This window comes from Vibrio syngnathi (assembly GCF_002119525.1).
Classification (GTDB): Bacteria; Pseudomonadota; Gammaproteobacteria; order Enterobacterales; family Vibrionaceae; genus Vibrio; species Vibrio syngnathi.
On sequence record NZ_CP017917.1, the window covers coordinates 144,563 to 165,030 of the forward strand.

Sequence of the window (20,468 nt, forward strand, 5' to 3'; positions counted from 1 at the left end):
TGAACGAGTGTTCAGCTTGTTGTAGTCTAATTAGAAAGATGGGTATTCACTTTGAATTGGATACGCCTTAGCAACGATATTTGGAATGACGATGAGCAAGAAACTTCAACTCGATATTATTTCTGACGTAATGTGCCCTTGGTGCGTGGTCGGCTACAAAAACTTAGAGCAAGCCATTGCGGAACTTGGCTTAGCGGAGCAAGTTGAACTTGAATGGCAGCCGTTTGAGCTCAACCCTGATATGCCACAAGAAGGTGAAAACCTGCGTGACCATATCATGAGAAAATACGGTTCTAGTGCGGAAGAGAGCCAAAGTTCTCGTGAGCAACTGGCTGCTCGTGGCCAAGCCGTCGGGTTCGATTTCAATTTCTATGACAGCATGAGAATGGTGAATTCACGTCACCTGCATGTGCTGCTCGATTTCGCACTGGCGCATGGCAAACAGACCGAGTTAAAGCTACGCTTCTTCACTGCGCATTTTTCAGAGCAGAAAGATCTGTCTGATCTTGAGGTTATCGCACAAGAGCTTGAAGCGGTTGGGCTAGATTCAATGAAGGCACTGAAACGTTTGAAGAACATCGACAACTTAAAGCAAATTGAAGCGCAAGAGTTTGAATGGCAACGCATGGGCATCTCTGCGGTCCCTACCGTGGTATTCAACCGCAAGAGTGCAGTCACTGGTGCGCAGACAGTAGAAACGTACAAGCAAATCCTTCAAGAGCTTATTGCTGAATCATAAGCTGATCATTGGTATCAATTAGAGTCTGAATTTCATGGAATCACTGTCACTCGCTCAAGCGAAAAAAATTGTACTGCTTTCGCAAAAGCTGCCGCCTAAAAAGCAACGTAATGGCGGGGCCTTAGCGAATACGCTGTCTGCGATTGAAAACCTTGGCTATGTGCAAATTGATACCATTTCGGTGATTCAGCGAGCTCACCATCATACGCTGTGGAATCGCAATCAAGACTACCAACTTGACCACCTTGTTGAACGAAGCCGCTGCGCGGCAGATTAAAACGAGTGCAAGCCATACTCTTGTAACACCATCACCCTGATGGTCGTTCACAGGAGTAACCCCATGAAACCCGATGACTTAAAACGCTACAACACCCTTTATGAACAACACCTTACCAACCTAAAGCTGCAAGGTAAACGACCTGCGACGATCGATGCCTATTCTCGTGCGGTTCGTCGGATCACCGCTCATTTCGATCGCGTACCTGACACGTTAACCACTGCCGATCTCAAACAGTTCTTCGCGTCTCTTATTCAAACCCATTCGTGGAGCACCATTAAACTCGATCGTAATGGCTTGCAGTTTTTCTATCGCTACACGCTCGATAAACAGTGGGAGTGGCTCAATATCGTCAAGCCGCCACAAGTAAAACGACTGCCCGACATACTGACACCACAGCAAGTCAGCTCTCTGATTACTTACACTCGACAGGCACGTTATCAGGTGTTTTTTCTTACTCTGTACAGCATGGGATTACGACTCAGTGAGGGATTAAATCTTACGGTTCATGATATCGACAGCCAAACAATGCGCGTTCACATACGGGAAGGAAAAGGCGGGAAAGACCGAATGGTGCCGCTTCCTCTGCGAACGCTTAAAACTCTTCGTGTGCATTGGCTCAGCCATAAGCACCCGCGATTACTGTTTCCAGGGCTTAGAAAAGGTGACAACGCACCGATGGACAGAGGCGGCATTCAAAAAACCATGAAGCTTGTGCTCAAAGAGTGTGACATCCAAAAACACGCCAGCCCCCACTCTCTCAGACACTGCTTTGCAACACATCTACTTGAGCGAGGGCTTGACCTGCGTTCACTGCAAACGCTGCTGGGTCACGCAAGCCTTAATACCACTGCCCGTTACACCCGAATGACTACGCTTAAACAACGCGATGCGGCGATGGCCATCAACCAATTAACCGATGCTCTAGACTTAACAGGGAGCATGAAATGAGTACGTTCATTGAGCTGCTTCGCCAACATCACCGTGCGCTTAAGCGTCACTATCATGCTCAGATGAATGGCGATATGCATCGGGCCATTGGGGCGATGCTCCGTTGCAAGACCGAGCAACAAGGTCGCTCACAATGGTTCTGCAGTCACTGTCATCACGACGACCGATTACCGCTTTCTTGTGGTCACCGACACTGCCCTCAATGCCAACAACGCACCACTTCTGACTGGCTACAACGTCAACAGCAAAAGCGGTTACCTGTTCACTATTTCATGGTGACCTTCACTTTGCCGTATCAACTAAGAGTCTTAGCAAGACATCAACCTAGAGCGACATATAACGGTATGTTTAAGGTGGCATCGGGGGTTTTAAAGGACTTTGCGAAAAGACAGATGCAAGGTGAACTTGGGTTTACCGCCGTGCTGCATACCCACAGCCGACAACGAAACTTGCATCCACACCTGCATATTATTGTGACGGCAGGCCAATACGACCCATCAAGACAAACGTGGCACAAAGGCAACAAGCATTACCTTTTTAACGCGTTTGCTTTGGCCAAAGTCTGGCGAGCAAGAATGCTAGAGGCGATTAATCAACATCCTACGTTGTGGCTGCCGAGTGGCATTCCCAAACAATGGGTGGTCGATTGTAGGCAGGTTGGTTACGGTCAGTCAGCACTGAGCTATTTGTCGCGCTACCTCTATCGCGGCGTGTTGCCTGATGAAGACATCATCCATATCACCGATGATACCGTCACCTTCCGCTATAAAGAGAGCCAAACCAAAGCATGGCGAACGCGCACCTTGCCCATCCTTAAGTTCTTATTGCTCATTTTGCAGCACGTGCTCCCCAAAGGGTTACAACGAGTTCGGGATTACGGATTTTTACGTGGTCAGGCACACGCCTTAAGAGCCCGCATTCAACTGCTGTTATTGAACTTGGTCTATAGGATGCCGCCACTCACCGCCCCGATAAGGAGCAAAGCGATAAGAATATGCCCTTGCTGTGAGCATGAGATGGCGTGTGTTGGAGTAAGCCGACCCATGTAGCCGAAAGGCATTTGATAATAAGGAGAATGTCATTGACGAAAACAGAGGAGATGTGACGACGAAAGAAAGAGAAAATAGCTAACTGGTTGATAAGATTGCTATCGCAACCTTATCTTGACCTCGCTCGCCTTGAGAAAAGCCTCAAAGCGATGTGCCCTTCAAATACAATCGTACAATTTACTTAATAAAGTGGCTTCGGGCTTGTTCAACACTTGGGATTTAGTGTTGGCTGCGCAACACCTTAATCCTTATTCGATAAGCTGTTAGAGCGTCGAGAGGTGTTTGAGTATTGGTCGCATGCCGCCGCGTATTTACCCATGCAAGATTACCGATTCAGCCTACATCGCAAGAATGGATTCGCAAGCGGTAAGCTCAAGCATTGGTATAAAAAGGATGACACACTGATTGCTCATGTTCTCAAGCGAATTGAGAACGAAGGGCCATTAATGGCGAAAGACTTTGCTGGGGACAGGCCAAACCCCGGTGGGTGGGGCGGTAAACCGGCCAAACAGGCGCTAGAAACCTTGTTCATGCAAGGTGACTTAATGGTGCCGAGCCGAGTGAACTTCCATAAGGTCTATGACCTAACTGAGCGAGTTTTACCGAGTGGCATTGATACCTCTGAGCCGACTGAACAAGAGTACATCGAGCATCTGATAACACGTTATTTAGAGGCCAATGGCGTGGGAATAGCGTCGGAGATGAGCTATCTCCTCAAGAACACGAAACCATTGATACAGAAAACACTCCAACAGATGCTTGAAGATAAGCAGGTACTGAAAGTGGATATTCAAGGTTGTGACTATTATGTGCTGCCGGATGCTTTTGAACTGTTGAATCAGTCTCTTTCTCGAACCAAGCTTAAGATACTCTCGCCATTTGATAACTTGCTGATTCAACGTAAGCGAATGCAATCATTGTTCAACTTTGATTATCTTCTTGAGTGTTATGTTCCTGAAGCCAAGCGCCAGTTTGGTTACTTTAGTTTGCCGATTCTGTGGCAAGGTGAGCTGGTGGCACGAATGGATTGTAAGGTCGACAGGAAGAGTGGCTTACTCAATATTCGTAACTTGGTTGTGGAAGCACGAGTGAAAAATCATGAGTCTTTGATTCACGCTTTATGCGAAGAACTTAAACACTTCATGGTGTTTAACCAATGTGATGAGATGATCGTCCATAACACCACACCTTCCGATCTTGGTAAACGTTTGATGAGCCATTGGCATACAGTCTAATGATCTTTGCTATTTAGAAGCACTTTTTCACATAGTGATTCTGTCGTTACTTATAACCTTGGTCGCAACTTAGAACCATGGCCGTTACTTAGATAGTTCGTTGTTGCCCAATACATCACCTTCGGTGCTTTCCAATAAATACTTTGCATTTGAAACCGCCACAGTGTCCAATATCAGATAATAAAAAACTGACCGAAAAACCTTATTTTTTAAGGTGTTAAATAGGACCTTTGCCGCATGCGTAAATCAGATAAGAAGATCGAAAACCAGATCAGAGACGTGCTAACTGACGTTTGTGAAGGCACGTTGAAAAGCTACGATGGTTTTCTATGGGTGACTCATTCGGCCAACTTCTCTTCATTCCCGCAAAGTTTAAAAATCGTCTGTGTATTCGACACCAATCAGGATAGAACGAACTTTCTAAATGGCGAAGGTCAACAGAGTGTCTCTGGCGCTATCCAAAAAGCGTTCAATCAGGTTGGAATTCAATTGAAAAATATTGATAAGCATATTAGCTACGATACACAAGAAAACTGCGATCGTGACCTTCAAGGCAAGTGGAACAAAAGGCTTTAATACTCTTGCTGCTTTAGAGCTACCCCCTGTGTTGTGATAAAAAGGTCGTGAAATGAAAAAGCTCAAATATCGCTTAACAAGAACACACTGCTAGGTGTATTCGAGCAACTTTTAATATTAGCCTTATGGCTGCTCGCAGGAAGTGTCGTTTGGTTTGTTTGGTTTGTGTGGGGAATCAACGTTGTCCCCTTTGACGATCCTTACCTCTCTGATACTGAGTATCAACGTCTAATTGAGCAAGAAACTCAGCTGAACAATATCGGCCTATGGGTAGGTAAGCTCTATATTGCGTGTGTGGTGATGTTTTTTATTGTGCGCGTTAGGAAAGTGCTTCGAGCCTCAAGCGATTGATGTAATCAGCAAGGGTTTCGCTTTGAACTGCCTTAACCGTTAGATAGAAATGGTAAGGCAAAATTTATCTTTTCCTTAATGTATTGATTTTGAATCGGCATTCGTTCATTCCTCTTCCTTCCGTTGAAGCAATACAGACGAGCACTTGAACAATACTGCCATGTAGACGATACTTTTTCGTACATTGCTCCCTAAGTTGACGCGTAATTTATTGATTTTAAATTAGGTATTTTGAGTAGCAATAGCATCGATTAGGAAGGTTGAATGAAGAACCCCTACATTTTATGGTTACTAGCGCTGATTCCGTCATACCTGATCGCTAGTACGTCTTTTGCTACAGGTACTGCAATTGTATTACCCGGATTGCATCAACAGGGCGTCGATTTAAGCGGTTTTTCAATGTCTGAGCGCGCTGTCATTGATTGGGAAATTGCGAACAGTGACCTCGTATTTGGCTCTTATGCAGATAAAACCGACAATAAGCGAGCTACGACAATTGGGTATATGTACAACCAAGTCATGGCGATGAACTCGGGTTGGTTGGAGAACGACCTCCGTAACCAAGCTGAGTTAGCAGGCCTCAACTTCGAAGACTATTTCTTGCACTTTTCTGAAGATACTGTCATTGCCGAAGTGGATAAAACTCACGGCGAAAAGACCCTTTTAAACCGAAAACCTATGATCTTGGGCTATACAGCCAGTGAAGACCATGCTGGCTTTTGGCTGTATCAAGAGCCTCCGTGGGATGCCGATGTGTTTGAAAATTTCGAACAAGGCGGGGTTTTGTATGTCTATCATGCTGAGCAGTTCGAACGGCTAACCTTTAAATTCTCACAGTTTGCTGGCAGCGGCGAGTTCTGGATTGAATACCCAACGGCTATTGATTCTCACGGAAGGGTTTCACAGTGGGAAAAGCTCGATATAAAGAAAGACAAAACGCTCAATATGACCAAGAATCATTCGGTGATTTGGAACCTTCCTAATGATTGGGCAAGAGCCACAACTCATGATGGGAGTGGTGCGAGTTATGGCGGCGGTCAGTATTTTGGCTCAACCTTTTTGAGAGATGGTGGGCGTTTGTACGTTGTGAGAGTTCGCTGGCAAAGTGAGAACGCCGACGACAGGCCACGTTTAAAAGAAGTAAAACTCAAAAACAGCTTTCCAACCGTCAAATTAACCGATGCTCTGACTACAACGCCGGACGGCAAGGCTATCAGCCAATGGCGAAAAATCCGCGGCTTTGATGTGTCATCAGACCTAGATGGCGATAACTACTTGTCGCCAAGCGAGTATCGAAATCGAACCAATAAGAATGCGACAGCGCGTTTTCGTTGGGAGTCACGTGTTATCCCATTCGGTCGAATGTGGAGCGCGAATTCATCATGGGCGATAACCAATGTCGCAAACGCGGATTATTTATCTGCGATCCATCGCTACTACAAGCAAAGCTGGGCAAGCCAAGGTTTGAATGGTGCATACAACGACGACACAAATAAACTCATTGGCTCGAACCAGTTCTATGTTCATTCTGGCGGACATGTTCAAGAGTTAGGAGCTGTTGCGGGTTCAAATCAAGCGGATGATCTCTACAAGCAACAATTTTCAGCGTTTCTCAAAAATCTATCTGCTTTAGAAAGTGATGCGTCTATTGGGTTGAACATTGGTACGGCGAACTTGCTGGGTCGAAATGGACAGTCTCATCTTAGCGAAGCCGGGTCTTTGTATCTGAGAGAGCATTGCATTTTTCCGTCTACTGGATTTAGTGGTTACTCGGGCATCTCTAAATTCTGGGATAATTCTGCGCTCGCCTATAATGGACAAAGAGTTATTTTTCAGGCGACAACACGTTACGGGCGAGTCCAGTATCTTGGAAATAGTGAAGAGAACTGGAAGAAAGACCAATACTCGACCCTAGCGATTTACCACCTCAATCGACACGCTCAACATAGCTACTTTAATCAGTGGAACAATGGTTACGTCTATGGAAGTGGTAACACGACTGCTGACACTTTCTGGCAAAGTGGTGTCCCTAAAAATATCGCCTATCAACCAAGTTCGTTATTGGCCGTTGATTTGGGAGAGCCGAGTCATCAGATCCCACAAGGCTTTGAACCGATTCCTTTGATGCTATCGACAACGACACCTCAGCCCGCTGACTACACCATCGTTGGTGATTCCTCGATGAAAGAAATGGTTCATGTTGATCTGCCTAATGGTATGACTCACGTTCTACCTACGTTCACGTACTTTATGTATCAATCTGAAAACCAGGTGGTCTCTGGTGGCCCTGAGGATATGGTGTTAGCGAGAGAGTTCAGCAATGGTCGTGTGTTGTATCGCACGGATTTCCACGGTAAGAATTCGAACTTTTATGAGGCAGAGAAGCTGATGATTGTATTGGACGTGCCGATGAAGCCTGTCGATGAAAACGGCAACATCGGAGAGTATGTGACTGAAATTCATATTGGCGGTTATGAAGGGCTGTTCTTGGTTTATTAGAATTATTTAGATAGACGAAGGAGGTTATTTGATAGAGCAGGAGGCAGAAGGCTCTAGAAGTTTTGCATATCGACTGATTGATGACTGAAGCCAATTGATTTTGCCGCATTTAGTAGAGCTTGTTGGGTCTTGAATACCCTTGGTTTCAGCTTTCGGTCGGACTCTAAGAAACTATTTATTCCCCACTTGCTGCTTAGAACCATCAAGTAATAGCCATCATTGTTTGGAGAGTTTACGGCAATTGCTGATTCTAAATCGCCACGTTTGAAATGCTCCTTAAATTCGCGTAATACCATATCAATATCCTTATTCGATGATTAAAAAAGGGAGCGAATCGCTCCCTAGTTAATGTTGGTACTAATGATTACAAGAATGCGCGGTATGGCAGTTCTGGGTCATTTTTAAAGATATCTGCAAAACCACGGAAGTGTTGGTAGTGCATGCGACCTTTATCTGTAGGGTAAGTGTATCGGCCACCGACTTGCCAGAAGAAAGGTGCGAAGCCGTATTGCAGACGTTCTTTCTTCATGTTCCAAAGCATTTCTATCTCACGTGGGTCATTTTGGAAGTTAGCCCAGATATCGTGGTGGAAAGGAACCACGACTTCACAATCCAAAGACTCAGCGGCACGTAAAATGTCAGAAGACGTCATTTTGTCAGTCACGCCACGTGGGTTCTCACCGTAAGAAAGCAATGCAACGTCGATCTTGTGGTCATTACCGTGCTTAGCGTAGTAGTTTGAGTAGTGAGAATCACCAGAGTGGTAAACTGAACCGCCTGTCGTTTCTACTAGGTAGTTAACTGCACGATCGTCCATGCCACCTAAGATATCAGTGTCTAAAGAAGAAGTGCCTTCAGGAAGTGTCACAAGTGCAGTACGGTCGAATGCATCAAGAACCTTAATATTGACGTCTTTGATCTTAATCTCGTCGCCAACTTTCGCGATAACACAACGATCTTCTGGCACACCCCATTTCATCCATAGATCAACACACGCTTTAGGACCAATGAATTTAACGTGCTCGCCACAGTTTTGTAGAACGGCTGCAGCAACGTTGATGTCAATGTGGTCGCCGTGATCATGAGATGCCATAACCGCATCGATCTCTTTAATAGCGAAAGGGTCCAATGGGAAGATTGCAGTACGTAGGTTTGGCTGAAGTGCTTCAACACCGCCCATACGCATCATTTGGTGCTGGTTTTTCATTTTTTGAACAGCTTGTGTTTTTTTACCAGTACCACACCAGAAGTCCATTGATAGGTTTGCACCACCTTCTGATTTTAGCCAAATACCTGTACAGCCAAGCCACCACATAGAAAATGTATTCGGTTGCACGACGGTTTGCTCGATCTCTTCATTTAACCATGTGCCCCACTCAGGGAATGTATTTAGGATCCAAGACTCGCGAGTGATTTCGTTTACGTTGCTCATGATAATACCTTTTATTTCAATAATTTGATTAATTTTGGATGTAGGGAGCCGAGCGCCTTAATTTTGACTAAGGCACTGAGCTAAATTTATTATTAGTGGTGGGCTAGTTAGCCCTTCGATTTAAACTAGGATGACTTGCGTCCCTTGATCTTCAATCCGCTTAACGACTTCGGGGTTGGCATCTTTACCGGTGATGACGATGTCTATTTGCTTGGTGCTGCAAAATAGCATTCCGGTACGTTGTCCAACCTTTGAACTGTCGACAACAACAACGAGTTTATCGACCTGTTCAAGCATTTGTTGCTCGGCGACTGCGGTTAACATGTCGGCTTTGTAGAGCCCAGCATCGGTTAAGCCTTTACCAGAGGTAAACATCCAGTTTCCGGCATAACCACCTAATGAATTAGGTGCTGGGTTTAAAAAGATGTTCTGTGCTTTGTTGTATTGACCGCCAATGATGATGACATCGTCATGATCTTCGTTGATCAAGTAGCTTGCGAGTGGGAAGTAGTTCGTTACGATCTGTACATCTTCCCCACATAACTGTTGTCCAAGTAGGAACGCAGTAGAACCACAGTTGATCACAACTGTATCTCCAGCCTCGCAAAGTCCTGCTGCTGCTTGCGCAATCTCTGCTTTCTCTTCATAGAACTCAGTGCTGTTGATATTGAGTGGTGACCACTTTCTCTTCTGATTCTCTACTCGCTCAGCGCCATTTCGAACTTTTCTAAGTCGGCCAACTTCATCTAATTTAGCGATGTCACGTCTTGCAGTAGCAGGTGAAACACTAAATTTATCAATAATATGTGAGACGTTTATTGTCTGCATATCTTCTAATAGCGACACGATGCCGTTATGTCTTTGTACTTCATTCATATTTATCACTCTTTATGTCGTTGTGACAATTTGATGATTACTTTTGATTTGTTTTGATTCTAATAATCACCATCATGATTGTCAAACTACATTGCTATAAAAACTAGATCTTAATCACAATGATTTATAAGTTATTGATTTTATTTGGTTTGTTGTTTTTGGTGTGATCCGAAGCTCAATTAGGCACATTCTGGTTGTGGTTAATTGATATAAATCAAAGTAATCACAAGTGAGCATTGAATGATTACTTTTGATTGGTAAAGTCTAATTCGTGAGCAAAAATAGACATCATCACATCCTACATACCATTAAAATTAAAATTAATCAGGGGTAAAGATATGGAATTCTTATACGATATTTTCTATATTTTTTACAGTCAGGTAATGACCAAAGCACCTTTGCTACTCGGTCTTGTTACTTGTCTGGGTTACATTCTACTCAAGCGTGACGCAACAACTATTATCTCCGGCTCTATCAAAACCATCGTTGGTTTCATGATAGTGCAGGTAGGTGCAGGAACATTGGTAGCGGGTTTCAAACCAGTGATTCTGAAAATGAGTGAGATTCATGGATTGACGGGGTCAGTGATAGATCCGTACACAACCATGATGTCTACCATGGAGACCATGGGAGACAATTATTCTTGGGTTGGATATGCCGTATTACTGGCACTTGGTCTCAATATTCTTCTTGTTGCCTTCCGCCGCATCACGGGCATCAGAACCATCATGCTTACGGGACATATCATGTTCCAACAAGCTGGCCTCATTGCTGTTTTCTACTTCGTGCTTGGTGCAGGTATGTGGGAAACCATCATCTATTCAGCAATATTGATGGCGTTGTACTGGGGTATCTCGTCTAACATCATGTTCAAGCCTACCCAAGAGGTTACTGGCGGGGCGGGTTTCTCTATTGGTCACCAACAACAGTTTGCGTCATGGGTAGCGACAAAGGTTGCTCCTAAGCTTGGCGACAAAAATGACAGCGTTGACCACATCAAACTGCCTAAATGGTTACACATTTTCCACGACAGTATCGCAGCGACAACGCTAGTCATGACTGCTTTCTTCGGCATTATTCTTCTTTCATTTGGTCTTGATAACCTTCAAGACATGGCAGGAAAAACACACTGGTTTATCTATATTTTCGAAACTGGGTTGAAATTCGCAGTGGCTATTCAAGTTATCGTCACCGGCGTCCGTATGTTCGTAGCGGAATTGTCTGAGGCATTTAATGGTATTTCTCAACGCCTTATTCCTAACGCTGTGTTAGCAATCGATTGTGCGGCTATCTACGCATACTCTCCAAATGCAATGGTGTTCGGTTTCATGTGGGGCGCTGTTGGTCAATTCACAGCCGTTCTTGCAATGTTAGCCTTTGATTCTCCTATCATGATCATTCCTGGCTTTATCCCAATGTTCTTCTCGAACGCGACGATTGGTGTGTTTGCGAACCACTTCGGTGGTTGGAAAGCGGTAATGAAGATCTGTTTCGTGATGGGCATCATCGAGGTGGTTGGTTCTGCTTGGGCAATTCATATCTTTGCTCAATCGGGAGCAGAGTTTAATGGCTGGATGGGTATGGCTGACTGGGCTCTCGTCTTCCCACCTATCATGCAAGGTATTTCGAGCTCTAACATGTTCTTCTTCGGGATTTTGGCTTTAGCTGGTGTCTACATGTACTTCGCTTCTAAACAACTACGAGCTGAAGAAGACGCAGAAGCTGCCGCTGAAACAATGACCGCAGTAACACCTGAGGGCATTGAGGTTGAAGTCGCAGTACCACAACAATCAACAGCAACAGCAACTGCTCAAGCTCCTTCAGCTTCTACAACATCAGGAAATCGAGTGTTGCCAGCAGTTGACCAGAAACCAGTCCGTGTCTTAGTGTGCTGTGGTTCAGGGCAAGGTTCTTCAATGATGTGCTCTAAGAAAATCAAAGAGTACTTGGACAAGAAAGGCATCCCAAGCACGACATTCAACAGTGCCATCACTGATTACAAATCGCACCTTGGTTCATTCGACATCATCGTTACTTCGGTTGCTCTGGCAGCGAAGATCACGGGTCTGCCTGAAGGTAAGCAACAGTTAGCGGTTAAGAACATGATTATGGTGAAAACTTTCGGCGACGAGCTTGTTTCCATCATCGAGAACAACTTTCATAAATAATTAAAAACGGCTCAGTGGTATCGCACTGCTGAGCCAATAAAAACAATTATATAAGTGAGCAATAACATGAACTTAAAAGAATCTCTTATCAAGAATAACTCTATCCTACTGAACGCAAAAGCCACTGACTGGAAAGCGGCGATCAAGTTGGGTACTGACGCATTGGTTAAAGCCGGTGTTGCTGAAGAGCGTTACTACGACGCAATTACCAAAGCGATTGGTGAAGAAGGCCCTTATATCTGTATTCACGATGCGTTCGCTCTGCCTCATTGCCGCCCTGAAGATGGTGTGATTCGCACCGGGTTCGCGTTAACCGTGCTAGAAACACCGATTACTTTTGAAGGTGTTGATGAGCCTGTTGATGTACTGATCACGCTAGCGGGTAAAGATTCAGAAGAACACATCGAAGGCACGATGCAAGTGGCGAACTTGATTGAGTTCGATGAAGACTTCTCAAAACTTCGCGCATGCAAAAGCCCAGAAGAAGTGGCGCGTTTAATTGATGCTGCGTTACTGCAAGCGGAAGCAGCGTAAGGAGACAACTATGTCTATATATAGCCAACTGAAACAACGTGTCTTAGAAGCGAATTTGCAACTTCCTAAATACGGCTTAGTGACATTTACTTGGGGCAATGTCTCTGAATTTGACCGTACTAATGGCGTGATAGCGATTAAGCCGTCCGGTGTCGAATACTGTGACATGACAGCTGAAGACATGGTGGTCGTCGATCTAGAAGGCAACATTGTTGAAGGGAAACTTAATCCTTCAAGTGATACCGCAACTCACTTAGAGCTTTACAAAGCTTTCCCTGAGGTCAGTGGCATTGTTCACACACATTCACGCAGTGCCACAATTTGGGCGCAAGCGGGTATCGATATTCCAGCATTGGGCACCACTCATGCTGACTATTTCTACGGTGACATCCCATGTACACGTCGATTGTCTCACTCTGAAATTGCTGAAGAGTACGAGAAAAATACCGGCTTGGTGATCATTGAAGAGTTCAAGCAACGTCGAATTGATCCAATGGCAGTTCCAAGTGTGATTGTTGCAGGACATGCGCCTTTCTCTTGGGGTAAAGATGCTAACGACGCCGTTCATAATGCCGTGGTCTTAGAGGAAGTTTCTGCAATGGCGTTGGCAACGCGCAGCTTGAACAGCGGCATCAAAATTCAGCCAGAGCTATCAGACAAACACTACTTACGTAAGCACGGTGAAAATGCTTATTACGGCCAACAGTAAATAGGCTTTTGGTTTCAGTAAGCCGCCTAAGTAAGCCGTTTAGCGAGCTTCGATTCTAAGTAGTTTCAATATTGATTAGGCCCGATTTCAGGAAATAAGTGAGAGGACTCTATGTATAAAGTGCTGGCGTTAGATCTCGATGGAACCGTATTAAAGGATGATCACACGATTCATCCAGACGTGAAAAAGGCGATCCAAGAAGCCAAACAAAGTTGTCATGTCGTGATTGTGACTGGTCGACACCACACAGCAGCAAGACCTTATTACTACGAATTGGGGTTAGATACGCCAATCATCTGCTGTAACGGCACTTATGTTTATGACTATCAGACTGAAACGGTACTGACTCAAAATTCCATAGATAAAGACAAAGCGCTGACCTTCATCGATATGGCAGACGAGTTTCAGCTCAAAATGGTCATGTACATCACGCATGCCATGACGTACTCACACTACAACCCATTTGCCTACATGTTGGCATTGGAAAGTTGGGCAGAAACGGCACCAGAGCAGCATCGCCCTCAAATTTACCAAGTGGAATCATTCATTGAAACGGCTCAGCAAGCCGAACACGTTTGGAAGTTTGTGGTGGAAGGTAGCCAAGACTCAGTAGACCGATTAATGCAACACCCATGGATAGAAGAGAACTTCAACGGTGAGCGTTCTTGGTCAAACCGAATCGACTTTGCTGCAAAAGGTAACAGTAAGGGCCTACGCCTTGCTGAATACATCGCAGAACTCGGTTATCACGCCGATGACGTCATTGCCGTCGGTGATAACCATAACGATATATCCATGCTCAAGTACGCCGGATTAGGCGTAGCGATGCTCAATGCTGATGACATCGTCAAGTCACACGTTCAATGCGTGTGCTCAACAGATAACAACCATGATGGCTTAGCCCGTCTAATACGTGAACAAATTAAAGGATAACAACATGACTAAACCAATGATTCAGATCGCCCTAGACCAAACAAACCTTCCTGCAGCAATTGAAGTGGCAAACAACGTTGAAAGCTTTGTTGATGTGATTGAAGTGGGCACTATTTTGGCTTTCGCCGAAGGCATGACGGCGGTTTCTACGCTTCGTAAAAACCACCCAGACCATATCCTTGTATGCGATATGAAAACCACCGATGGCGGTGCTATTCTAGCGCGTATGGCATTTGAAGCAGGCTCCGACTGGATTACCGTTTCTGCAGCCGCACACATTGCGACTATTGGTGCATGTAAGAAAGTCGCCGATGAATTTAACGGTGAAATCCAAATCGAAATTTATGGTAACTGGACAATGGACGATGCTCAATCTTGGGTCGACCTAGGTATCTCTCAAGCTATCTATCACCGTTCTCGTGACGCTGAATTAGCTGGTGTGGGCTGGACAGAAGAAGATCTAGTGAAGATGCGCGCCTTGTCTGAAATGGGCATCGAGCTTTCCATCACAGGTGGCATCGTGCCTGAAGACCTATACCTATTTGAAGGTATTAAAGCGAAAACCTTTATCGCAGGCCGCGCACTTGCGGGTGACAAAGGTAAAGAGACAGCAGAAGCGCTAAAAGCTCAGATCGACCGTTACTGGAACTAGGAGGCGTTATGTATCAAAACCTGTTACGCCATCGTGTAGGGCTTTATGAGAAGGCTCTACCTAACGAACTCAGCTGGGAAGATAAACTTAAGCAAACCAAAGAACTCGGCTTTGATTTTCTTGAGATATCGGTAGACGAATCAGACGAGCGTCGCAGCCGACTAGATTGGAATGACGAAGAAGTTTATGCCTTACGTCGTCTTTGTGAAAAGCACGGCGTACCGCTGCAATCCATGTGTTTAAGCGCGCATCGTAAGTTCCCATTTGGATCTGCTGATCCGGCGATTCGTGAGCAAGCTATCATCCATATGGAGAAAGCGATCTCACTGGCCTATAAGCTGGGTATTCGTACCATCCAACTAGCGGGATACGACGTTTACTATGAGCCTGCGGATAAAGTAACGCATCAAAGGTTTATTGAAGGGATGAAGCTTTCAGCGCAGTTGGCAGAAAGAGCCGGCGTGATGCTTGCTGTTGAGATCATGGATACGGACTACCTGAATTCTTTGAGTAAATTTGAAGTATTGAGTCGCGAAGTAAATTCACCGTATTTCACCGCGTATCCGGACGTGGGCAATATCTCTGGTTGGAATTACGACATAGTAACAGAACTGAAGTTGAGTAAACCTCATATCACTCAGATCCACCTCAAAGACACGTATAAAGTGACTGACGAATACAAAGGGCAGTTCCGAGATCTCGTGATTGGTGATGGTGAAGTTGATTTCAATGCAATTTTTGAAACGTTGAGAGAGACAGAATGTGTTGTGCCACTTGTGATTGAGATGTGGGCCCAAGATGAGTATTGGAAAGAGAATATCCTCACGGCACAAAAGCGTTTGAATGAGGTTTGTGTGCAAACGGGTGTTCCGAGATTGTTTGACCACTAACTCTACTTAGAATTATTAACCAGTTTCTCTTTGCGTTCTCGATGCTCCTAACGAAAAGAGAAAATGCAGCATATTGCCCCCAATATGCTGCATTTTTATATCAACATGTCGCTCTAAACTGTTGAAGCTGAGGTTATGTCAATGTCGAAATAGTGGCGGTTCTTAAACAGCGATCGTCACATGATCACGGCCCACTTCAGCCATCTGAATCAGGTAGTCCGTATGGTACTTCTTCTTGATGACGATTTGGCTACCGATTTCAGCAACAATCTTTACCACTTCCAACGCATCAGAAGGATGCAATGAAGAGTCTTTTGAAATTTCGATATTAACGCCTAAATTTGCCAATTTGATGATGTCGCTAGAATGCATGGTCGTGTCCAAGGTATTTGATTTTCGTGGACTATATCATTATCGATTTATTTAACTCTACTCTACCAAGTCTAAAGTTTCGGTCGATGTTCTCAAACTATGATTCCAATATGTAAGTAGTCGATCTCTCTCACAAACTGGGTGGTTCAATCTCTGCAACGTGATGTGTCTACTAATTCCTTTATATACTGCCTCTATTAAGTGATTAGCTTGCTGATCTTCAATAGGGGCATTTTTGGAGCAGGCACTCATCAAACCTAATATTCTTTTGGATCTCTCAGTATGAAAATTGTTATTGCACCAGACTCGTTTAAAGAATCTTTATCGGCGGTATCGGTGGCGGCGTGTATTGAAAAGGGTTTTCGTGAAATCTTCCCTGACGCTGACTATGTGACTTTACCTCTGGCCGATGGTGGCGAAGGTACGGTAGATGTATTGCTACAAGGTTTAGCCGGACAAAAGCGAACCCATCAAGTTGAAGGGCCATTGGGTGAGTTGGTTGGTGCTGAATGGGCGATGCTTGAACCATCGGAGCATAACCAGAATAAAACGGCTTTGATTGAAATAGCCGCAGCATCGGGTTTGGACTTGCTGGCGCCAGAACAGCGCGACCCTTTGATTGCTTCGTCTTTTGGTACAGGACAGCTGATATTAGAAGCGATAGAGCAGGGCGCTCAAACCATCATTCTTGGATTGGGTGGCAGTGCGACCAATGATGGCGGCGCGGGTATTGTTCAAGCTCTAGGTGGGCGCTTGTTAGGTAGTAAAGGGCAAGATCTTGGCAGAGGTGGTGCAGCACTTGCAGAACTCACATCAATAGATCTTACCAGCTTAGATTCTCGCTGCGAAGATGTCGAATTGATTGTGGCATGCGATGTTGATAATCCATTGTGTGGTGATAACGGTGCCAGCCATATATTCGGCCCACAAAAAGGGGCGACTGCGGATCAAGTATTACTGCTCGATAAGGCGCTAGCGAATTTTGCTCAAGTCGCAGAAACACAAGGTTGTATCGGTGGCGATGATCCTGTTTACAAGCGTGTGGGTTATGGCGCGGCTGGTGGTACGCCAATGGGGCTCGGTTTGCTATTCAATATGCAGATTAAACCCGGTATCGAGATGGTACTTGATATTCTTAAAGCCGATGATGTGCTGAAAGGTGCAGATTTGGTGATTACTGGTGAAGGGCAAATGGATAACCAAACTCTGCAAGGGAAAACGCCTTATGGCATTGCTAAACGAGCGAGCTTACAAGGCATTCCGACCATAGGCATTGCTGGCTCGCTGGGAACAGAAGTAGAAGCGCTTTATGGTGAAATGAACAGCTTGTTTGGTACGGTTCGCTCTCCTCAGTCACTTGACCAGGTTCTGCTAGAAGCCGAATTAAACCTTACCAGAACGGCGAGAAATATCGCTGCGACTCTGAAAGTAGGTCATGCGATTTTGAAATAAAGTGTGTTTTGACAATGGGTTACTTAACATCATAGTTTGATAGGTTTTATAGATAGCAACGATAAATAGAAACGATTATATTTTATACTCTTAGAGGTCTATTCTATATCCATAGTGTTTTTAGGGCTTTTTAAAGGAAGTCCGTATAAATATCAAGGTGCACTCACTATTGCTGTACCTTTGGACCTTAAGGAATAGATCATGAGTAAAAAACTAACTACAGCTGCGGGTTGTCCTGTCGCTCATAACCAGAATGTTCAAACTGCGGGCAAACGTGGCCCTCAACTGCTTCAAGATGTTTGGTTCTTAGAGAAAATGGCGCATTTTGACCGTGAAGTCATTCCAGAGCGTCGTATGCACGCGAAAGGCTCAGGCGCTTACGGCACATTTACTGTGACGCACGACATCACAAAATACACCAAGGCAAAGCTGTTCTCTGAAGTGGGTAAACAGACCGACCTGTTTGCACGTTTTACGACAGTAGCGGGCGAGCGTGGCGCGGCTGATGCAGAACGTGATATCCGCGGCTTTGCATTGAAGTTTTATACTGAAGAAGGCAACTGGGATATGGTGGGTAACAACACGCCGGTATTCTTCCTTCGTGATCCTCTTAAGTTCCCAGACCTAAACCACGCGGTTAAACGTGACCCTCGCACCAACATGCGTAGCGCGAAAAATAACTGGGATTTTTGGACTTCTTTGCCGGAAGCGCTTCACCAAATCACTATCGTAATGAGTGATCGTGGTATTCCCGCGACTTACCGTCACATGCACGGCTTTGGTAGCCACACGTTCAGCTTTATTAACGCAGACAACGAGCGTTTCTGGGTTAAATTCCACTTCAAATCTCAGCAAGGTATTAAGAACCTTTCTGATGCAGAAGCGGCACAAGTGATCGGTGACGATCGCGAAAGCCACCAACGTGATTTGCTAGACAGCATCGATAACCAAGACTTCCCTAAATGGACATTGAAAGTACAAGTGATGCCAGAAGCGGATGCAGTGAAAGTGCCATACAACCCGTTCGATTTGACTAAGATCTGGCCTCACGCTGATTACCCATTAATTGAAGTGGGTGAGTTTGAATTGAACCGTAACCCGCAAAACTTCTTCGCTGAAGTAGAGCAGTCGGCATTTAACCCGGCGAACGTGGTTCCGGGTATCAGCTTTTCCCCAGACAAGATGCTACAAGGCCGTCTGTTTGCTTACGGTGATGCACAACGTTACCGTTTAGGTGTCAACCATCAGCACATCCCAGTGAACGCGCCTCGTTGCCCTGTGCACAGCTATCACCGTGATGGTGCAATGCGTGTTGACGGTAACTTTGGTAGCACACTCGGTTATGAACCAAACAATGAAGGTCAGTGGGCAGAGCAACCCGATTTTGCAGATCCAGCATTGAATCTTGAGGGTGCCGCTGCACACTGGGATCACCGTGAAGATGAAGATTACTTCTCGCAACCGGGTGACTTGTTCCGTCTGATGACACCAGAAAAACAAGCGATTCTGTTTGATAATACTGCTCGTAACCTAGGCGGCGTACCTAAAGAAATTCAACTGCGCCACCTAAGACACTGTTACAAAGCCGATCCAGCTTACGGTGAAGGCATTGGTAAACTGCTTGAAATCGATGTAAGCGAATTTAAGTCGTAATCAATCATCTTGATTAGTTAATCGAAAGGCCGTTGATTGAATCACTCGATGGCCTTTTTGATCCCTGTTCTAAATAAACAAATAAATAAGTAATTAAGCTATTGAATCTTAGGTTATTGCCTAATGATAGTTTTTGCCTATCAAATTAATAAATTCAGCCCATTATCTTTATTAATCAGTCGGGATTATCCTACGGCTATCAGTTTATAAAGTAATAGAGTTTGAGATGAGTAAGAGCGCATTAATCGTTGAAGGTGGAGCAATGAGAGGCATCTTCGCAGCCGGAGTATTGGACGCCTTCATGCAAGACGATTTCCGTCCTTATGATTTTGCCATTGGTGTATCTGCGGGTGTGTCGAACCTTGTTGGTTACCTGTCTCAAGCACCAAAACGCAGCTATAGCGTGATTACTACCATGGCAACGGATAAGACGTTCTTTAACCCTGCTCGCTTTGCCAAAGGTGGTAATTTGGTCGACGTTAAGTGGTTGTGGGATGAATCTAATCAACGCTATCCACTCGATTGCGGTGAGCTGTTCTCAAGTGTTCCCTTAATTGCTGCTGTAACGAACGTCGATACTGGCAGTGCGGATTACTATCATATCAAGCCTGAAAACCTATCTAACGTGGTTGAAGCGACAACCGCGCTACCTATCGCTTACCGTGAGACACCATGTTTCTCGGGTGGTTGCTATACCGATGGTGGTGTGGCTGATTCGATTCCAGTTCGTGAAGCATACCGACGTGGTGCACGCGACATTACCGTGATTCTGTCTCACCCACTTAGCTACCGAATGAAACCGCAGAAGTATCAGTGGATGCTGAAAAAACTGTTAAAGAAATTCCCGAATATTGCAGAGTCGATGGCGGTGCGTGCCGAAAACTATAACCAGTCTTTGGAGTTCATTCGTAATCCACCAAAAGATGCGACCATTAAAGTGATAGCGCCGCCAGAAGCGTTCGCGGTGAAGCGTTTAACTATGGATCAAACGGTCTTGAATGCAGGTTATGAGATGGGTGTGAAAGCAGGGGAAGAGCATCTTGCTATTAGAAAAGGTGTCTATGGCTTAGATACCGAAGATTGTCATTTCTGCGTTTAGAACTGTTTTTGAATGCGGGAT

The 20,468-nt window shown here is 45.0% G+C and carries 18 protein-coding genes and 2 pseudogenes; 16 read left to right on the forward strand and 4 right to left on the reverse strand.

Annotated features, from left to right (window positions below; translation table 11 throughout):
* Window positions 1-91: 91 nt before the first annotated feature.
* The 7 genes and pseudogenes from K08M4_RS15605 (at window position 92) to K08M4_RS15640 (ending at window position 7,677) form a co-directional block, all read left to right on the forward strand.
* A complete protein-coding gene (locus K08M4_RS15605; RefSeq protein ID WP_086050536.1) occupies window positions 92-739 on the forward strand; it encodes a DsbA family oxidoreductase in 648 nt (215 codons plus the stop codon).
* A 34-nt stretch (window positions 740-773) separates the two neighbouring features.
* Window positions 774-986: pseudogene (locus K08M4_RS15610) on the forward strand (hypothetical protein); the annotation flags it as partial.
* 93 nt (window positions 987-1,079) lie between these two features.
* A complete protein-coding gene (locus K08M4_RS15615) occupies window positions 1,080-1,967 on the forward strand; it encodes a tyrosine-type recombinase/integrase (protein WP_086050538.1) in 888 nt (295 codons plus the stop codon).
* On the forward strand, window positions 1,964-3,016 hold the full coding sequence (locus K08M4_RS15620) for an IS91 family transposase (protein WP_086050539.1): 1,053 nt from the start codon (window positions 1,964-1,966) through the stop codon (window positions 3,014-3,016). Before K08M4_RS15615 ends, K08M4_RS15620 begins: the two co-directional genes overlap by 4 nt.
* A gap of 254 nt (window positions 3,017-3,270) precedes the next feature.
* Window positions 3,271-4,251: pseudogene (locus K08M4_RS15625) on the forward strand (winged helix-turn-helix domain-containing protein); the annotation flags it as partial.
* A gap of 237 nt (window positions 4,252-4,488) precedes the next feature.
* On the forward strand, window positions 4,489-4,827 hold the full coding sequence (locus tag K08M4_RS15630; protein WP_086050540.1) for a Fis family transcriptional regulator: 339 nt from the start codon (window positions 4,489-4,491) through the stop codon (window positions 4,825-4,827).
* Window positions 4,828-5,442: 615 nt separating this feature from the next.
* Window positions 5,443-7,677 carry a hypothetical protein gene (locus K08M4_RS15640; protein WP_086050542.1) on the forward strand — a complete coding sequence of 745 codons (2,235 nt, stop codon included), beginning with the start codon at window positions 5,443-5,445 and terminating at the stop codon, window positions 7,675-7,677.
* 53 nt (window positions 7,678-7,730) lie between these two features.
* On the opposite strand, the gene K08M4_RS15645 is transcribed toward K08M4_RS15640, so the two are convergent.
* The 3 genes from K08M4_RS15645 to ulaR all read right to left on the reverse strand — a co-directional run bounded on the left by K08M4_RS15645 (window position 7,731) and on the right by ulaR (window position 9,985).
* Window positions 7,731-7,973, reverse strand: coding sequence for a hypothetical protein (locus tag K08M4_RS15645; protein WP_009845904.1), 243 nt, complete (start codon window positions 7,971-7,973; stop codon window positions 7,731-7,733).
* 68 nt (window positions 7,974-8,041) lie between these two features.
* On the reverse strand, window positions 8,042-9,109 hold the full coding sequence (ulaG, locus tag K08M4_RS15650) for an L-ascorbate 6-phosphate lactonase (protein WP_017089479.1): 1,068 nt from the start codon (window positions 9,107-9,109) through the stop codon (window positions 8,042-8,044).
* A gap of 120 nt (window positions 9,110-9,229) precedes the next feature.
* Window positions 9,230-9,985 (reverse strand): HTH-type transcriptional regulator UlaR, encoded by a 756-nt coding sequence (gene ulaR, locus K08M4_RS15655; RefSeq protein ID WP_086050543.1) that lies wholly within the window; start codon window positions 9,983-9,985, stop codon window positions 9,230-9,232.
* A gap of 338 nt (window positions 9,986-10,323) precedes the next feature.
* Here ulaR and K08M4_RS15660 point away from each other — a divergent pair, with 338 nt between their 5' ends.
* From K08M4_RS15660 to K08M4_RS15685, 6 genes are all read left to right on the forward strand, one after another.
* Window positions 10,324-12,153: a PTS ascorbate-specific subunit IIBC gene (locus tag K08M4_RS15660; RefSeq protein WP_086050544.1), complete on the forward strand. Its 1,830-nt coding sequence runs from the start codon at window positions 10,324-10,326 to the stop codon at window positions 12,151-12,153.
* 66 nt (window positions 12,154-12,219) lie between these two features.
* Window positions 12,220-12,687: a PTS sugar transporter subunit IIA gene (locus tag K08M4_RS15665; protein WP_017092749.1), complete on the forward strand. Its 468-nt coding sequence runs from the start codon at window positions 12,220-12,222 to the stop codon at window positions 12,685-12,687.
* Window positions 12,688-12,703: 16 nt separating this feature from the next.
* Complete coding sequence (locus K08M4_RS15670; RefSeq protein ID WP_086051488.1) at window positions 12,704-13,396, forward strand: L-ribulose-5-phosphate 4-epimerase; 693 nt, start codon at window positions 12,704-12,706, stop codon at window positions 13,394-13,396.
* Between the two features lie 111 nt (window positions 13,397-13,507).
* Window positions 13,508-14,329, forward strand: coding sequence for a pyridoxal phosphatase (locus K08M4_RS15675; protein ID WP_086050545.1), 822 nt, complete (start codon window positions 13,508-13,510; stop codon window positions 14,327-14,329).
* 4 nt (window positions 14,330-14,333) lie between these two features.
* Window positions 14,334-14,981: a 3-keto-L-gulonate-6-phosphate decarboxylase UlaD gene (locus K08M4_RS15680; RefSeq protein ID WP_017078555.1), complete on the forward strand. Its 648-nt coding sequence runs from the start codon at window positions 14,334-14,336 to the stop codon at window positions 14,979-14,981.
* Window positions 14,982-14,989: 8 nt separating this feature from the next.
* Window positions 14,990-15,871, forward strand: a complete 882-nt coding sequence (locus K08M4_RS15685; RefSeq protein ID WP_086050546.1) for an L-ribulose-5-phosphate 3-epimerase — start codon at window positions 14,990-14,992, stop codon at window positions 15,869-15,871.
* Between the two features lie 162 nt (window positions 15,872-16,033).
* Here the strand turns inward: K08M4_RS15685 and K08M4_RS15690 are convergent, their stop codons facing one another.
* Window positions 16,034-16,243: a hypothetical protein gene (locus tag K08M4_RS15690; RefSeq protein WP_009845895.1), complete on the reverse strand. Its 210-nt coding sequence runs from the start codon at window positions 16,241-16,243 to the stop codon at window positions 16,034-16,036.
* A 282-nt stretch (window positions 16,244-16,525) separates the two neighbouring features.
* On the opposite strand from K08M4_RS15690, the gene K08M4_RS15695 reads away from it, so the two are divergent.
* From K08M4_RS15695 to K08M4_RS15705, 3 genes are all read left to right on the forward strand, one after another.
* Window positions 16,526-17,695 (forward strand): glycerate kinase, encoded by a 1,170-nt coding sequence (locus K08M4_RS15695; RefSeq protein ID WP_086050547.1) that lies wholly within the window; start codon window positions 16,526-16,528, stop codon window positions 17,693-17,695.
* Window positions 17,696-17,896: 201 nt separating this feature from the next.
* Entirely contained in the window at window positions 17,897-19,348 is a 1,452-nt protein-coding gene (gene katE2 / locus K08M4_RS15700) for a catalase KatE2 (protein ID WP_086050548.1), read from the forward strand.
* Window positions 19,349-19,574: 226 nt separating this feature from the next.
* Window positions 19,575-20,447 carry a patatin-like phospholipase family protein gene (locus K08M4_RS15705; protein WP_086050549.1) on the forward strand — a complete coding sequence of 291 codons (873 nt, stop codon included), beginning with the start codon at window positions 19,575-19,577 and terminating at the stop codon, window positions 20,445-20,447.
* The last annotated feature ends 21 nt before the right edge of the window (window positions 20,448-20,468 follow it).

Bases quoted from the DNA above. Each gene is read 5' to 3' on its own strand.
- K08M4_RS15690 (WP_009845895.1), bottom strand. From the start codon at position 16,243: ATGCATTCTAGCGACATCATCAAATTGGCAAATTTAGGCGTTAATATC.
- K08M4_RS15675 (WP_086050545.1), top strand. From the start codon at position 13,508: ATGTATAAAGTGCTGGCGTTAGATCTCGATGGAACCGTATTAAAGGAT.
- K08M4_RS15630 (WP_086050540.1), top strand. From the start codon at position 4,489: ATGCGTAAATCAGATAAGAAGATCGAAAACCAGATCAGAGACGTGCTA.
- K08M4_RS15665 (WP_017092749.1), top strand. From the start codon at position 12,220: ATGAACTTAAAAGAATCTCTTATCAAGAATAACTCTATCCTACTGAAC.
- K08M4_RS15680 (WP_017078555.1), top strand. From the start codon at position 14,334: ATGACTAAACCAATGATTCAGATCGCCCTAGACCAAACAAACCTTCCT.
- K08M4_RS15705 (WP_086050549.1), top strand. From the start codon at position 19,575: ATGAGTAAGAGCGCATTAATCGTTGAAGGTGGAGCAATGAGAGGCATC.
- K08M4_RS15660 (WP_086050544.1), top strand. From the start codon at position 10,324: ATGGAATTCTTATACGATATTTTCTATATTTTTTACAGTCAGGTAATG.
- K08M4_RS15640 (WP_086050542.1), top strand. From the start codon at position 5,443: ATGAAGAACCCCTACATTTTATGGTTACTAGCGCTGATTCCGTCATAC.
- ulaR (WP_086050543.1), bottom strand. From the start codon at position 9,985: ATGAATGAAGTACAAAGACATAACGGCATCGTGTCGCTATTAGAAGAT.
- ulaG (WP_017089479.1), bottom strand. From the start codon at position 9,109: ATGAGCAACGTAAACGAAATCACTCGCGAGTCTTGGATCCTAAATACA.
- K08M4_RS15620 (WP_086050539.1), top strand. From the start codon at position 1,964: ATGAGTACGTTCATTGAGCTGCTTCGCCAACATCACCGTGCGCTTAAG.
- K08M4_RS15615 (WP_086050538.1), top strand. From the start codon at position 1,080: ATGAAACCCGATGACTTAAAACGCTACAACACCCTTTATGAACAACAC.
- K08M4_RS15605 (WP_086050536.1), top strand. From the start codon at position 92: ATGAGCAAGAAACTTCAACTCGATATTATTTCTGACGTAATGTGCCCT.
- K08M4_RS15645 (WP_009845904.1), bottom strand. From the start codon at position 7,973: ATGGTATTACGCGAATTTAAGGAGCATTTCAAACGTGGCGATTTAGAA.
- K08M4_RS15695 (WP_086050547.1), top strand. From the start codon at position 16,526: ATGAAAATTGTTATTGCACCAGACTCGTTTAAAGAATCTTTATCGGCG.
- K08M4_RS15685 (WP_086050546.1), top strand. From the start codon at position 14,990: ATGTATCAAAACCTGTTACGCCATCGTGTAGGGCTTTATGAGAAGGCT.
- katE2 (WP_086050548.1), top strand. From the start codon at position 17,897: ATGAGTAAAAAACTAACTACAGCTGCGGGTTGTCCTGTCGCTCATAAC.